Source organism: Chryseobacterium glaciei (assembly GCF_001648155.1).
Classification (GTDB): domain Bacteria; phylum Bacteroidota; class Bacteroidia; order Flavobacteriales; family Weeksellaceae; genus Chryseobacterium; species Chryseobacterium glaciei.
The window spans coordinates 3,549,371-3,566,357 of sequence record NZ_CP015199.1 but is presented as its reverse complement, the minus strand read 5'-3'; the positions used below and the strand labels follow the sequence as shown (position 1 = coordinate 3,566,357).

9 protein-coding genes are annotated in these 16,987 nt (G+C 35.2%); 4 read left to right on the top strand and 5 right to left on the bottom strand.

Going from position 1 to position 16,987, the window contains the following annotated elements; genetic code table 11:
- Nucleotide 1 precedes the first annotated feature (1 nt).
- The 4 genes from A0O34_RS16095 to A0O34_RS16080 all read left to right on the top strand — a co-directional run bounded on the left by A0O34_RS16095 (nt 2) and on the right by A0O34_RS16080 (nt 7,637).
- Nucleotides 2-3,565, top strand: a complete 3,564-nt coding sequence (locus tag A0O34_RS16095; protein WP_066756776.1) for a DUF4450 domain-containing protein — start codon at nt 2-4, stop codon at nt 3,563-3,565.
- 119 nt (nt 3,566-3,684) lie between these two features.
- A complete protein-coding gene (locus A0O34_RS16090; protein WP_066756773.1) occupies nt 3,685-5,820 on the top strand; it encodes a hypothetical protein in 2,136 nt (711 codons plus the stop codon).
- A gap of 241 nt (nt 5,821-6,061) precedes the next feature.
- Nucleotides 6,062-7,108, top strand: coding sequence for a GntR family transcriptional regulator (locus A0O34_RS16085; RefSeq protein WP_066756770.1), 1,047 nt, complete (start codon nt 6,062-6,064; stop codon nt 7,106-7,108).
- A gap of 85 nt (nt 7,109-7,193) precedes the next feature.
- The gene (locus A0O34_RS16080) at nt 7,194-7,637 is read left to right on the top strand and encodes a nuclear transport factor 2 family protein (RefSeq protein WP_066756767.1); all 444 of its coding nucleotides are present in this window, start codon (nt 7,194-7,196) and stop codon (nt 7,635-7,637) included.
- Between the two features lie 383 nt (nt 7,638-8,020).
- On the opposite strand, the gene A0O34_RS16075 is transcribed toward A0O34_RS16080, so the two are convergent.
- The 5 genes from A0O34_RS16075 to A0O34_RS16055 form a co-directional block, all read right to left on the bottom strand.
- Nucleotides 8,021-9,172, bottom strand: coding sequence for an alpha-hydroxy acid oxidase (locus tag A0O34_RS16075; RefSeq protein ID WP_066756764.1), 1,152 nt, complete (start codon nt 9,170-9,172; stop codon nt 8,021-8,023).
- Nucleotides 9,173-9,258: 86 nt separating this feature from the next.
- Nucleotides 9,259-10,644: an FGGY-family carbohydrate kinase gene (locus A0O34_RS16070; protein WP_066756760.1), complete on the bottom strand. Its 1,386-nt coding sequence runs from the start codon at nt 10,642-10,644 to the stop codon at nt 9,259-9,261.
- A gap of 394 nt (nt 10,645-11,038) precedes the next feature.
- Entirely contained in the window at nt 11,039-12,319 is a 1,281-nt protein-coding gene (locus A0O34_RS16065) for a sugar isomerase (RefSeq protein ID WP_066756757.1), read from the bottom strand.
- A gap of 218 nt (nt 12,320-12,537) precedes the next feature.
- Entirely contained in the window at nt 12,538-14,640 is a 2,103-nt protein-coding gene (locus A0O34_RS16060) for a bifunctional aldolase/short-chain dehydrogenase (RefSeq protein WP_066756754.1), read from the bottom strand.
- Between the two features lie 279 nt (nt 14,641-14,919).
- Nucleotides 14,920-16,983, bottom strand: a complete 2,064-nt coding sequence (locus A0O34_RS16055) for a RagB/SusD family nutrient uptake outer membrane protein (RefSeq protein WP_066756743.1) — start codon at nt 16,981-16,983, stop codon at nt 14,920-14,922.
- Between the last annotated feature and the right edge of the window lie 4 nt (nt 16,984-16,987).

Genomic DNA, 16,987 nt, shown 5'->3' with positions numbered 1-16,987 from the left:
AATGCGAAGAAAATCCATTTTAGCAGGTTGTATCATTTTATCTGCCTATTCACTTTCATTTTCCCAATCGAAACATTGGCAGAACAATGAAAGAGAACTGCATTATAAGGAAGATAAAGGTGATTTTTTATTGGTTAATGGAAAATACCGTTTCAACCGCGCTTTGTATGGAGACAACCGTGCTTCAAGAGTCGAAGCCGGAGATTTACCGGAATTCGCGCTGTATCTTCCCGGAATGGGCGGAAATCTTCAGTTCGTTATTCAAAAAGGGAATTCCATAAAAAAATTGATTAATGCAGAAAGGATTGAAACCCGTTACCGTCCGGGATCAATGATTTACAATATTAAAGATCCGATTTTTGGATTTGGAACTTTAAAACTAACTGTTTTAGCACAATCCAAAGAAGAAGGTTTGGTTTTAAAAATGGAAACTTCAACTATAGATTCCTCAACAAAAATCTACGCAGTTTATGGCGGAGCGAGCGGAACAACTTTCAGCAGAAACGGCGATATTGGCGCAGATCCTGAATCCGGATTTTATCTCTTGCCTGAATATTGTCTAATTAATGAATATAAAATCAGTAAAAATCAGTTTCAATTAAATTATTTAAATAAGAAAAAAGAAACTCAAATCGTTAACGGAAGCTTTTCAAATGTAAATTCTCTTCAATTCACTGATGCAAAAACGTTAGAAAAACTTGGTGAATTTACTCAAAATAAAAACGAAAAATATCCTATTATTTACGGTTCTTATTCAGCACAAAAACAGCCTATTTATATTCAAATTTCAAAAGGAAAATCAGATAAACATTTTTCCGATGAAGAATTGAAGAATATTTTTAATGAATCTGAACAATCTCGTTTAAATTTAACCAACCGAGTTCAGTTAAAAACTCCTGATTCGGATTTAAATAATTTCGGAGCAACTTTAGCCGTTGCCGCAGATGGAATTTGGGAAAGTCCAACCTATCTTCATGGTGCTGTAGCATGGAGAATGCGATTGAATGCGTGGCGTGGTGCTTATGTTGCAGACGCTCTGAGTTGGCACGACCGTGCAAAAGAACATTTTGAAAGCTATTCAAATTCTCAGGTTTTGAAACCAGATTTCGCACCTGTTGAGATGGATACCTTACTTCATTTAGCTCGACATGCCGAAAAAATGGGCAATTCTGTATTTTCAAGCGGATATATTTCGAGAAATCCCAATGACAATACCAAGCCGCATCATTATGATATGAATTTGGTTTTCTTTGATCAGATGTTTTCTCATTTCAATTACACCGGAGACGTTGAGTTTTTAAAGAAAATGTGGCCAACGATGGTTCGTCACATGGATTGGGAAAAACGAAATTTCAAACGTGGCGATCTTTACGATGCATATGCTGCTATTTGGGCGAGTGATGCGTTACAATATTCGGGCGGAAAAGTTACTCATACTTCTGCCTATAATTACAGAGCCAACCGCGAAATGGCAAAATTGGCGAAAATTATTGGCGAAAATTCTCAACCTTACGAAAAAGAAGCCGAATCGATTTTGAACGCCATGAAAAATCAGCTTTGGATTAAAAATAAAGGCTATTTCGCTGAATATAAAGACTCTTTGGGTAATCAAATTCTTCATGATAAGCCCGGAATTTGGTCGATTTATCACGTTTCAGATGCTTATATTCTGAATGAATTTGAAGATTATCAAAACACTCAATATATCAACAATTATATTCCTAAAATTCCAATAAAAGTAAAAGGAGAAGTTGATAAGAAATATTATACTTTGTCGACTACCAACTGGCAGCCATATGACTGGTCGATCAACAATGTAGCTCTGGCGGAGAATTTACAAACTGCCTTGGCATATTGGCAAGCTGGCAGAACTGAAGATGCTTACCTACTTTGGAAAGGCAATTTGGCAGAAAGTATGTATTACGGAATCAGCCCGGGAAATTTTGAGCAATTGTCGCATTACGATGCTTTTCGTGGTGAATTGTACAGAGATTTTGCCGACCCGATTGGTGTTGCTGCAAGAACTTTAACGGAAGGACTTTTCGGGGTTTATCCTAAATTATTAGAAAATAAAATCAGTATTAAACCAGGCTTTCCTAAAGATTGGAATTTTGCTGAGTTGAAACTTCCTGATTGGGAATTTAATTTTAATCAAAACTCAAAAAAGGCAGAATATTTTTTCAAATCAAATTATTCAAAATCGGTTGCTTTGGAAATACAAATTCCTGTGAATCATACCGAAATAAAATCAGTACAAATAAATGGTAAAAAAGTAGATTGGACGATAAATCCAAATTCTATTTCACAACCTTTTGTACAGTTTGAAACTCCGATTGGAAAAGAATTTAAGATTGAAATTAATTATTCAGGAGAAGTATTAAAAAATGAAAAGACAGATTATGTTAGCTACATTTCTGAGAACCTTCAACTTAATTTAGATTCAAAAAAGAAAATTAAAGCAGTTTTTGATCCTCAGGAATTAATTAAAAATAGAAAATACAATCAATTCGAGTTAATTAAAGAAGAAAGAAAAGGAACTTTTTTCGTTCAGTTAGAGCAAAACGGAACCAAATGGTGGCAGCCAGTGAACATCAATATTCAATATCCTTTGCAAATCAAATGGATTAATAAAACGTTACAAATTCAATCAAAATCATTAAATCAGATTAATGGAAAATTGAGTATTAATGGTTTAAATAAAACTTTTTCAGCTCAGAAAAATAAAAATACATCTATTGAAATTCCGACAAATATTTTAAGTAAAGGAACTAATTCTATTGAATTGGAATACAACGGAATTAAGCAAAATATTGAAATTACAGATTGGGAAATTGAAAACAAAGGAGAATTCAACACCATTTCATTAGCTTCAAAATACAATGAAAGCGTAACCCAAATTTTCAATCAAAAATATCTTTCACCAAGGCTAAATGTCCCAACATTACAACTTCCGTGGCAGGGAATTGGAAATTGGTGTTATCCATTAATCAACGCTCAAATCGACGACAGCGGATTGATGAATAAAAGAAAAAGCGGCAAGGTTGAGTTTCTTGAAATCCCTTTTTTAATTGATAATTCGGAGAAAAATATTGTCTTTACGAGTCAGTGGGATAATTTTCCAAGATCGGTTGAAATTCCCATTTCAGGAAAAGGAAAAAAAATCTATTTTCTGATGGCAGGTTCTACGAATCCGATGCAATCACAGATAATTAATGGAAAAATTACCGTTCAATATGCTGATGGTTCGACTACAGAATTAGAACTAAAAAATCCAACCAATTGGTGGCCGATCGAGCAGGATTTGCTTGATGATAATTTTGCCTTTGAAATTCCGGATGATAAAATTCCGTACAGAGTAAAATTAAAAACCGGAGAATTATATAAAGGCGGAAGTTTAGCGAAATATTCAGGCATTAAAGGATTCACAGATCGCGCCGTAGAAGGCGGTTCTGCAACCATTCTGGATTTACCAATTGATCCAAATAAAGAATTAAAAACTATAAAATTAACGGCAGTGAGCAACGATGTTGTCATCGGAATGATGAGCGTTACTGTTCTTAAATAAATGTAAAACATCAATAGAGACGGGCTTTAGCCCGTTTATAAATAACAAAAAAATCAAGGCTTTAGCCGAAACTTATTTTAAGATCGACAATGCCTGATTCAATAAAATAAATTAAAAAAATGAAGAAATTAGTCATATACCTGAGTCTTTTTTGCATTGGATTTTCTTCTCTCAATGCCCAGAAAATTGACCGCCAAAAAGTCGTTCAACGTCATAATATTGTCAATACAAAAGTTGATACTTTATCTTCTCTGACGGTCGGAAACGGAAAATTTGCATACACCGTTGATATTACCGGAATGCAGTCGTTTCCTGAGGTTTACAAAAACGGAGTTTCTTTGGGAACTCAATCCGAATGGGGTTGGAATAGTTTTCCGAATACTGAAAATTATAAATTTGATGAGACGTTAAAAGCTTATGATTTTAATAATGATGGACGAAAAGCGTTGTACAGCGTTCAACTTAAAGAACCGGAACGCAATAAAAAAGCAGTTGAATATTACCGTGTGAATCAGCATCGTTTGCAGTTGGGAAATGTGGGGATTGAACTGTATAAAAAAGATGGTCAGAAAGCTAAAATTTCAGATTTACAAAATATCAATCAGAAAATTGATTTGTGGACGGGAATTATTACGAGTGAATTCTCATTGGAAGGAACACCCGTAAAAGTATGGACGGCATCTTTTCAAAATTCCGATAAAATTGGGGTAAAAATTGAATCGGATTTGATTATACAAAAAAGATTAAAAGTTTTTACGCACTACCCTTCTCCGACTGGACAATTTCTGGATGACGCAGTTTTTTATGGCAATGAAAAAGATCATTCAACAAAAATAATCTCATCAAATCCAACTCAAGGATTGATTGAGCATAAATTGCAAAGCGCAGATTATTACACTCAATTATATTTTACAGATGGAAAATTAAGCGAAGCGGGGAAACATTATTTCGTTTACGAACCTTCTTCTAAAAATAAAACAATAGAATTAAGTGTTGAATTTTCGTCTAAAAATCCAAAAAGCAGTAAAACATTATTTGCTGACGCTGAAAAAGAAAGCACATCAGGTTGGAAATCTTTCTGGGAAAGTGGCGCAGCTGTCGATTTTGAAGGAAGTACAGACCCGAGAGCCAATGAACTGGAACGCAGGGTTGTTTTATCTGAATACTTAACCAAAGTGCAATGCGGAGGAAGCAATCCTCCACAAGAAACAGGTTTAACATTTAACAGCTGGTACGGAAAACCACACACAGAAATGCATTGGTGGCATGGCGTACACTACGCTTTATGGGGAAGACCTGAGATTTTGGAAAAACAATTGGATTATTATTTCAGATCATTTGAAAAAGCAAAAGCTTTAGCCCAAAGACAAGGCTACAAAGGTGTAAGATGGATCAAAATGTCGGATAATGACGGAAATGAAAGTCCATCTTCTGTAGCTGCCTTTTTGATTTGGGAGCAACCGCATTTAATCTATATGACCGAACTTTTGTACCGCGATAAAAAGGACAAAAAAGTGTTGGAAAAATATAAAGATCTGATTTTTGCAACAGCAGATTTTATGGCAGATTTTGCCACTTACGACAAAGAAAAAAAGCGTTATAATTTGGGTAAAGGTGTGATTCCGGCACAGGAAGTTTTCCCGGCTAAAGATACTTACAATCCGACTTATGAAGTGGCATACTGGGATTGGGCACTGAAAGTTGCTCAAGAATGGAAAGAAAGATTAGGACAGCCGAGAGATAAAAAATGGGATGATGTCATTTCTAAATTGGCTCCGCTTCCTGTTCAGGATGGCGTTTATCTGTCGACCGAATCTGCGAAAGATTCTTTCACTTATCCAAAATGGATGACCGATCACCCGGCAGTTCTTGGAGCATTGGGAATGGTTCCCGAATCTCCGAAATTGGATAAAAAAATCATGAAAAACACACTCGATATCGTTTGGGAAAGATGGAATTGGGAACATACCTGGGGTTGGGATTTCCCGATGACTGCAATGAATGCTGCAAGATTGGGACTTCCAAACAAGGCTTTGGATGCGCTTTTCATGAATATTCAAACCAATACTTACCTGAAAAACGGTCACAATTATCAAGATGGGCGTTTGCGTATTTATCTTCCGGGAAATGGCGGAGTTTTAACAACTGTTGCCATGATGCTCGAAGGTTGGGACAATTCTAAAGGTGAATTTCCCGGCTTTCCGAAGGATGGAACTTGGAAAATAAAAGCGGAAGGTTTCAAAAAAATGCCTTAAAATTTTACATTCATACTTAGTTGGAGTCTGTCCTGAAAGGGGCAGGCTTTTTTTATGATCAATTTTTACCCAGAATGAAGTTTTCTTATCGTAAAAAATCCATGGATTTAGGTTTATTTTGAATAATCAAAAAAAATACAAGTATATCAACATAAATTTTACAACTTATCTGCAATCATTGATTAATTTTTTATAAATTAGATTCTTTAAAACCGTTTTAATCTCTCCTACCTGAAAAGCCATGGCAGAAACATTTGAAGTACAGATAAATGAACACTCCAGAGTTCCCAAATACAAACAAATTGTAGATTCTATTCTGAATGGAATTGATGGAGGAGAAATTCAGATAGGAGAAAAAATCCCTTCTATCAACGAGCTCAGCGAATCCTGTTTTCTTTCAAGAGATACTGTTGAAAAAGCCTACAAAGAACTCCGAAAAAGACAAATCATTGAATCGGTAAAAGGTAAAGGATATTATATTTCGCGTATTAATAAAAATGATATCATTAATATCTTCTTTTTGATCAACAAGCCTAGTACTTATAAGATGATGATTTATAATTATTTCGTCAATGCAATCGGTACCAAAGGCAATGTGGAGATGTATATTTACCATTGTGACGAAACACTTTTCATTAATTCATTAAAAAAGAACCTCGGTGGATTCGATTATTATGTGATCATGCCTCATTTTCGGGATGAACAGTCAAAACATACCAGTTCGACACAGGAAGTGCTTGATATGATTGAAAAAATTCCGAAAAATAAATTACTGTTGTTAGATAATACAAAACCAAATATTTCAGGGGATTATGGTACTATTTTTCAGGATTTTGAACATGATATTTACAATGCCCTGAAGGAAGGTTTAGACAAAATTAAAAAATACGAAAAGATCATTTTGGTTTATCCAGATAAATCCATTCACCCCTATCCTTTCCGTATTGTACGCGGTTTTGAGAATTTTTGTAAAGATTTTAAACTTGATTATGAAATTCTCGACGAAATTTATCCTGATATGGAATTACAAGAGAAAGATATTTTCATCACCATCCGGGAACGCGATTTGGTGAATTTAGTTAAACAAATCAGACAGAAAAACCTGAAATTGGGCGAAGACATCGGAATTATTTCCTATAACGAAACTCCTCTTAAAGAATTACTTGGAATTACCGTTATTACGACAGATTTTAAAGCCATGGGAGAATCTGCAGCGTATATGATTTTGAAAAATAAAAAAGAACAGGTGAATAATGTTTTTAAATTTATTCAAAGAGATTCTCTTTAAAACTTAAAGTTTATATTTTTTATATAAATGCGCAATCGATTACATCAACTTTTAAAATACATTTCAAAAAATATCTAATTTAATTATGATTAAAAAATTAATTTTTGCCATGAGTTTTTTCATGGTACTTGCTGTTTCAGGACAGAAAAAGAATGATAAAGATGCTGTGACTGATATCGCAGAAAAGCTAAGATTAGCCATGATAAGCGGTGATAAATCATCGTTAGAATCTTTGATTTTACCCGAACTAACTTACGGACATTCTGGAGGTCATATAGATGATTCAGCAGAGTTTGTTGACAAATTATCCAGTAAAAAATCAGTTTTTGAAACCATTGATATTACAAATCAAAATATCAATATCGTTGGGAATACAGCGATTGTTCGTCATCATTTTTATGCAAAAACCAATGACCTTGGCAAAGGACCGAGCGATGTAACGTTGGATATATTATTGGTTTGGACTAAGGTAAAAAATGATTGGAAATTATTGGCCAGACAAGCCGTAAAATCTGAAAAGAAAAAATAATTTATCTAATTATAATAAATGAAAATTCGCAGGGTTTCTTTGCGAATTTTTTATTTTGAAACTGTTTAGCTTTTTTGACGCAAAGTTTTATTTATGATTTTAAATATTTTAAGTGAGCAAAGAGAGGAATCAATAAATTGATTCTTATTAAGCGAACTTCTTCAGCGACTTTGTCGCCTTATTTTGCTCCTTTAAATAATACATTTTTTTATTAAATCTTTGCGTTTAAAAATAATTTAAAGCCTAAGTTTTGGCTAAAGCCAATGTAGAATATCTTTTGTTGAAAACGGGCTAAAGCCCGTTCCTATTGAATACAAAAAATTCGCAAAGAAACCCTGCGAATTTTTTAATTTAGTATATTTAAATCTGAAAATAATTCTGTTCTATTTCACTCTGAAATTTTGTAAATCTTCCGGTTTTTCACAACAAACCTGCTCCAAAACCTGTCTGAACTGCATTTTAAGCATTTCAATAATGTGATCACCACCTTTTTCACCTAAAGCACCGACTGCATACATAAAAGTACGTCCCATAAAGGTAAATTCGGCGCCACAGCTTAAAGCGCGGGCAACATCAGGGCCAGTTCTTACACCGCTGTCCATCATTATTTTGATTTGATCTTTATATTTTTCGCTAATTTCTTTAACTACGGCAATTGTAGATTCTCCTGCGTCCAACTGTCTTCCGCCGTGATTGGAAATGATCATTCCGTCAAATCCTAAACGTACAGCTTCTGCTGCATCTTCATCGGAAGCAACACCTTTAATGACCAATTTACCTTTCCATTTGTCGCGAATTGCTTTTATTCTATCAGAGTTTAATCTGCCAGAAAAAGTGGAATTCATGAATTGACCTAATTGTTTCACGCCCATATTTTTATCCATGTATTTTTCCATGGTTTTAAAACTAGGAACTCCATGTTTCAGAATTTCCAAACACCATTCCGGTCTTGCTAAAGCTTGAGAAACGTTTCGGAAATTAATCTGAGGTGGCATTGCCAAACCATTTCGGATTTCTTTTGCTCTGTAACCGAAAGTTGGAACATCAGATAAAACGCACAAAACATCATAACCAGAAGCTTCACAACGGTCGAGAATATCGTCACGCAACCATTCTTCTCTCGGATGGTATAATTGATACCAAGCTTTTCCTTCCGTTAATTCAGCAATTCTTTCGATACTGCTGGTTGTAACCGTACTTAATATAAAAGGAATATTATGTTTGAAGGCTGCTTTTGCTAAAATTTCAGGCGCGTTTGGCCACATTAACCCTTGTAAACCAACAGGAGAAATTCCGAATGGTGCGGAATATTTTACGCCAAATAATTCAGTTTCCATATTGGCTTCCGCATAATTGTTGTTCAGGTATTGCGGACGAAGGAGAACTTCTCTCAGTTCGCTTGTATTTCTGTCTCTGTTGATATTTTCATTACAACCACCATCCAAATACTCGAAAGCGAAACGGGGCATTCTTTTTTTTGCTCTTTCAATCAAAAGCTCAAGTGAAGCATAACGGGTATCAAATGGAAATGCCATAATTATTTGTTAGTTATTGGTTGATAGTTGTTGGTTTTTGAGAGTTTGCTACCAGCTGACAACTATTACCCAACAACTAAAATATTTTATAAATTAAGAATTAACGGTTGAAGCACTTTCATCTGATAATGCTGCTGTAAAAAAGTTTCGTCTATTTTTTTGTTGGAAATAACCATAGAAGCTCCCAATGCCGAACCCAACGGAGAATGTGTAGACATCACATTGTAATGCTGGAAATGGTGAGACATCAGTTTCATAAAAACGTCGTTGTCTGTAAATCCACCGTCAATGTAGATGTTTTCAATATCCGAATTTCCGATTGCGTTTGTAATGGTGTGAATCTGTAAATCCATCAATTCAATCATCAATTGATGATATGCTTCTTCAAATGTAGTAAAAGAATTTAAATCTGTTGCAGTAATCATTTTTCGTTTCAGAATAATTCCTTCAAAACGAAAATAGATATTTTTATTTTTCATTAAGCGCAGATACAAATCCTGATCAAACTGCACTTCTCTGTGGAAACCATATTCTTTTCCATAATAATCACACAATTTTTCAACCTGAATTTTATATTCATTTCCCATGAAAAAACGGGACGCTTTTACGCGTTTTCCATCGATTCGCATATAATTCAGACAGTTATTTTCTATATCTTCATCGGTAAGACTTTCATCATTAAATGGATTTAAAGAAATACTCCAAGTTCCCGTTGAAAGCAATAAAAATGGTTCTTTTTTGCTTAAAATATAAGGCAATAATGCTGAAGAACTGTCGTGAATTCCGACTCCGATTTTTATTTTTTTGTTTTTATAAGAGGTGTTGATACTTGCCGAAGTTGGCACAATTGGCCCAAGCAATGTATCAATCTCTTCTTCGTAAACCCAATCATGGTAATCCGCTTTGTCGTAATCCCACAAATTGGTATGACAGCCGATTGAAGTAAACTCCGAAACACAAATACCTGTAAACAGATACGATAAATATTGAGGTAAATGAAGGCTGTAACGGATCTTTTTAAACGTTTCGGGGTGTTTATATTTTAACCAAAATAATTGCAGACCTGAATTCAACATTCCTGATTGAGGAGATGCTGTTTCGCGGGCAATTTTCAGTTTATTTCCATGTTTTTCATAAAATAAATCAAGAATTTCCTGATCCATCGGTTTGGTATAATTGTACAAAGGCGTAAGGATATTTCCTTTGTGATCCAAATGCACAAAACTCGCTCCGTAAGTAGAAAAATTGATCGCTTTTACTTCATACTTTTCATCTTCAAGAATGGCATTAAAATTATCTTTAATCCAGTTTTGTAATGCAACAAGATCTTCCGTGGGATAACCATCTTCATCTGTTGTGAGGGGTAATTCCGTATATTCACGAACAACCTCTTTATAATTTTTATCAAATAAAAAGAACTTTTTATTGGTTTTTCCAATATCAAATACTATGGTTACCTTTTTTTTGGACATTCTTGTGATGAATTTTTATATTTTAAACACAAATAATGCTAATGTTTTCACTAATAACACTGATTTATGTTCTTAAATTTACTTTACTTGAATTTATTTTAACGCAAAGTCGCAAAGATTTTTGACTACTAGCCGTTTTAAGTTCGCAAGGGCGTTTCACTCAGCAAATGATAATTATTTATTGAATATTCATTTAAATATTATTTCTTTGACCATTAAGGAGTGTTCAGATAGTAAGATGCATTAAGAAAAAAATCCACTAATTTCTTAAGCAGCAATGCCTAAAACCCTACTCATCTAAACACTTTCAACCTTAATGATAAAAAAATAAGGATACATATAATAAAAACTTTCGATTGCACTCAAAAGTTAAAACTATCAATTTTAAATAGGATTATAATCCGGTTGCCTTAACATTTAGACCTCTTTCGGTAATTAAATTTTCTCTTACTTTTAAATTTCTGTAAGCCGAAATCGGGTCAAGCGCCGCACCTGTATGTAATCTTGCAGCTCTTAATAATGGACGAACATCTGTTCTGTACGCATTCTGCAAAATATCCTGCGCGCCAACAACATCATTATTTAACTGTGCTGTTTTTAATGCTTTCTGATCAACTAAAAGTGCTTGAGCATATGCAATTAAAATAGCTTCCAAAGACTGTAATAAGTCTTCCAACGGGTCTTTGATGTTGTGACTTGCATCAATCATCCAAGCTGGATAAGGGTTGTTAGGATTGTTTTCCATTCCGTATACCAATTCATTGAAAATCAAGAATAAAGCATAAGGTTTAATAGAACCAACCGTTAAATCATCATCTCCATATTTACTGTCATTAAAATGGAAACCACCTAATTTTCCTTTGTACATTAAGGTTGCAACGATTTGCTCAATATTGGTATTCGGTAAGTGATGCCCTAAATCTACTAACGTGTAAGCTCTTTCTCCACAAGCATTTGCCAACATAAATGAAGTTCCCCAATCCTGGATTGTTGTTGAATAGAAATTCGGTTCGTAAGGTTTATATTCGATGAAAAGCTTCCAATCTTCAGGCATTCCTGCGTAGATTTCTTTTAAGCTTTTTTCAGTGTTTGATAAAGCTGTCTGGAAATTTAACTGTCCCGGAAAACTTGCTCCATCCGCCAACCAAACGGTTAAGCTTTTTGAACCTAATTCTTTTCCGATTCTGATTACTTCTTTATTATGTTCAACCGCATAAGCTCTTGAATCTTCATTTACGGCGTTCAAAGAACCGAATTTGTAAGATGCTTTTGCTCCCGGCTGATCTTGAAACGTATTGGAATTCATCGCATCAAAAATAAGTCCATGAGACACTGCTTTTTCTTTAATTGCTGCCACATCACTTGGAATATCCCAAGGAATATGCAATGAAATAGCTCCCGCAGAATGCGTTAATGCATGAATCAATCCTACATCGTCTAATTTCTGTTCTAAAGAAGAGGGTTCGCCACCGTAAGAAAATCTACCGAAACGTGTTCCACCTGCACCTAAAGCCCAACTCGGAATCGCCACTTGAAAATCAGCAATTTTGTTGACGATTTCAGTAACATTTGAGCCTGATTTTGTTAATTTATTTTGTAGAAAATCGAAATCTGTATTAAAGTTTTCAATTTCTCCTTTATTATATTGTTCAATGATATCTTTTCTTATAATCATGATTTGATTTTTTAATTAATCTTGTCAAGGTTTTGAACCTTGACAAGGTTGATGATTGATTAAAATTAGCATTAAATATTTATTTCGACCCCTGAATTACTTTCGAATCTCTCGCAGCCCGACCTGAGTGGAGCTCTTTTTGTGAGGAGGTACGACGAGCAAAAAAGCGGGAACGGAGGGCGGATTAAGCTGCCCAAATAAAATATATTAATAAATAATTATCTTGGGAAGGCGTTTGCCATTCCACCATCAACATTAATGATGTTTCCAGTACTTTTATCTAAAATTGCGATACACGCGAAAACTCCATTGGCGATGTCTTCCGGAAGGATAATTTCATTTAATAAATTTCTTTTTGCATAAAATGCTGGTAATTCTTCTACAGAAATTCCGTTTGCTTTTGCACGGCCTTCTGCCCAAGAACCTTCCCAGATTTTGCTTCCAACGATAACTCCATCAGGATTTACAACATTAACACGGATTTTATCAGATGCCAATTCTGCGGCTAATAATCTTGTCATATGCTGTTGAGCTGCCTTTGCAGTTCCGTACGCCACATTATTTGGTCCGGCAACTAAACCGTTTTTACTTGCAATATTTACGATATCACCTCCAAGACCTTGCTTTTTAATGATTTCAACGCCATTTTTTGCCATCAAAAACTGTCCTTTTACTAAGACATTTTCTAATAAATCCCAATCTTTTATTGTGGTATCTTCTAAAGATTTAGAAATAGCCAAACCTGCAGAATGAACAATAATATCTACTCCACCAAACGCCAGAACCGCTTCTTTAAAGGCATTCGCAATCGCTTCTTCGCTTGTCACGTCACAAGTAACGGCAACCGCTTGATCTTTGCTGTATTTTGCAGTAACAGACTCTATGGCTTCCTGATTTAAATCTGTAAAAACAACAACCGCTCCTTCCTGAACCATTTTGTCAGCAATTGCCTGTCCGATTCCACCTCCTGCTCCTGTTACGACAGCAATTTTTCTTGAAAGTGGTTTTTCTTTAGGCATTCTTTGCAATTTAGCCTCTTCCAACAACCAATATTCGATGTCGAAAGCTTCTTGTCTTGGTAATGAAGTATATTCAGAAATTGCTTCTGCGCCACGCATTACGTTGATTGCGTTTACATAAAATTCGTTTGCAACACGAGTCGTTTGCTTATCTTTTGAGAAACTGAACATTCCAACTCCAGGATAAATGATGATCACCGGATTCGGGTCACGCATTGCCGGACTGTTTGGATGCTTACAAGTTTCGTAATATTCTTTATATTCTTGTCTGTATTGTTCGAAAAGTGGATTTAATTTATCTAAAATAGCTTTAGAATCGCTTAAATCTTCATTTTTATCTAAAGTCAACACTAAAGGCTGAATTTTCGTTCTTAAAAAGTGATCCGGACAAGATGTTCCAAGAGGTGCTAAACGCTCAAGATCGTTACTGTTGATGTATTCTAAAACTACATCGCTGTCCGTGAAATGACCAACCATTCTGTTTTCAGATGATGCTAAACCTCTCAACAAAGGCATCAATTGAGCTGCTTTATTTTTACGTTCTTCAGAAGGTAAAGATTCCACTTTTTGACCTCCAAAAACCTGTCCGTTTTCCTCTATTTTTTTAGCAATATATTCAGAAGCCATTTCTATTACTTCTAAACTATTGATGTAAGATTCATAAGAAGTATCTCCCCAAGTGAATAATCCGTGGCTTCCTAAAACGATTCCGCGAATTCCGGGATTATCGTTTAAGCATTTTTCTAACTGTAATCCTAAATCAAAACCAGGACGCTGCCATGGAACCCAGCCCATTGTATCTCCCCAGATTTCTTTGGTAATCGCTTCGCTGTCTTTTGCTGCAGCTACTGCAATAAGAGCATCAGGATGAAGGTGATCGATATGTTTGAATGGAAGTAAACCGTGAAGAGGTGTATCAATAGAAGGAGCTTTACTATCAAGATCAAAAATACAGTGATTGAATAAGCCTACCATTCTGTCTTCATCTTCTAAACCTTGGTAAACATTTTTTAAGTTTCTTAATCTTTCTGTATATAATCCGGCAATTCCTTTTCTGGTCAAAGTTCCAATGTCGCCACCTGAACCTTTTACCCACATTACCTCAACTTCTTCGTTGGTTAGCGGATCTTTTTCAAGCGTTTTGCAACTGGTATTCCCTCCTCCATAATTGGTAATTCTTAAATCTGCCCCTAATATGTTTGAGCGGTATAAAAATAAAGCAACCTGATCATCTCCTAAAGCTGCCGCCGTATTTTCATCCCATAAATAGTCTACGTATTTGAATGTTTTTACTTTTTCCATTGTTTGTCTTATATTTCTAAATTGTAACCCAAAATTAGATTGTTATATTTTTTTCAGTATCCCGTACTATACTGCTAAACGCTTTATTTAAAGATAATTTAACGTTTGAATTTTCATTAAATCAATTCATTTATACAGCAATCTAATTGAGTTTATTTATAATTAATATTTTGTGATAAAGTTTTTGTTTAAAAATTTAACTATTAAGAAAATTTAAGCTGATTTTTTATTCATCCAAAATTTTCTCAATAGTTAAACTAAGTTTCAATTGGTTATTAATTAATACCCCGGAAGTTGAGTAAGATTTGGATTATCAACTAAAGGATGACCTGCAGACTGCGCTGCAAACGGAAGTAATTCTGTTTTATTAGGTACGAATCCGTAGAAAAGACCGTCTCCTCCACCTTCGATCCAGTTTGGATATGTTCCACCGTTTTCGGCAGAACCTGTTGGTTTGGTATAAATAATAGCTCCGATCTGAAGTGCATTAAAGCCTCCCGTAAATCCTACTGCTTTTCTTGCATTACCATTGAAAGTACTTGTGTAAGCTTCAAACATCTTAGTAGGATACCATTTGTCGCCAGCTACTACAGTTTGTCCATGTGCAGTAACTATACTCGCCAAAGCCGTCTGATAAGCTGCAAAATTTGCAGCAGCCGTAGGAACGTTTTGAACGATTGCAATTTCTGCAGAATTCGTAATCTCAATATATTTAAGTGCTAAAAATGGATCTCCATAAACCTGTGCATTTTTTTCAAATTTATAAAGACGCAAAGCAGGTGTACTTGCATATTGACCGGTTTTGTTCGATAAGTTTTTCATTGCCTGTTTTGTAGCATCAATTTCACTTGCCAAACGGTTCATTCTAATTAAATCAGTACGAAGATTAAATTCCCCTGCAAATTCCCATTTACGTTCCTGAACAATGGCACTTTCGAATGCCTGCTGACCGCCTGGTATTGCTAATGAGCCTATCCCTGCACGATTTCTTACCTGTTGTAATGCTGCTGTAGCCTGAGCTGTAGGGCCTCCATTCAAATAATTTTGAGTTTCTGCATACATTAATAAAACATCCGCATATCTTAAAATAGGAATATTCAAATTACGAGCATCTGCTGCCTGTGGTGCCACACACCATCCCATTCTGAATTTACCTGACATAATACATGAAAATGTAGTTCCTGCGTTTACCCAAGTGTCCGTAGCAGCTCCGGCATTTAAGAAATAAATACTGTAAGAAGTACAAGAAACATCTCTACGCGTATCGCCTTGATTAAAAGAAAGATAATAACTTGGAAGTATAAATTGCAGTGCTTTTCTAGAACCATAAGTTCCGCCACGAGAACCCTCCATCGCATAGACTCCAAAACCTGAATTGGTATTTGGTCCGTATTCAGCAATGTGCCATAGTATTTCCGGGTTTGTCACTGCAAATTTTCTTTGATCGAAATTGAACCACAATGCTTCGAAACCACTTTTACCACCCTGAGCCTGTACTAAACTGGCAGTTCCTCCATTAACTACAGCTGCAGCGGCATTATCTGCAATTTGATACAACTGTTGAACTCTTGAATTATCACTTCTACGAGACATTGTACCAGGAGCTGTGCTATTAAGGTCCCATCTTAGAGAATAACCTGCTGCATACAGAGCAATTCTTGCTAACAAACCATTACCTGCTGCTTTTGTTAAACGTTCAGTTGTGGTTCCTGTAGCCGGTAAATCATTTACTGATTCCTGCATCTCAGCGATAACACGATCGTAGATTATATCTCGGGAAGTACGTTTTGGATATAAAGTATTAGGATCGTTAGGATCTGCATCTTCCAAAGGTATCCAAACCGCAGGAACATCTCCATACACTCTGATCAAATTGTAGTAGCAAAATGCACGAATAGCTTTAACTTCTGCCAATAAGGAATTACGCTTTGCGCTTGCATCCATTAAACTTAATCTGGTGATAGCGATATTTGTTTTCTCTATGCTTGAATACATTGCAGCATAGATTCCTGTAACGGTATTAGGTGTATAAGCATCATACTGATAATTACAAATATTGTATTTGGAATTATTGGTAGATCCATCTTCAGAAGAGTGAGTTACTGTATCTCCTGCCCCAAGTTGATAATACATTTCTGTAGGAACCAAATTTCTGTAACAGCCCTGAACAAACAAATCTGCAGTATCTAAACTTTCAAAGACCGTATTTATATCAGTTATATTATTTGCTGGTTGATCCAAAAAGTCTGCACTACATGAATTTATAAATAGCCCGGCAATTACAAAAGATGGAAGTATGAGTATTTTTTTTATTGATCTATATGTTTTAGATATATTTTTCATGATC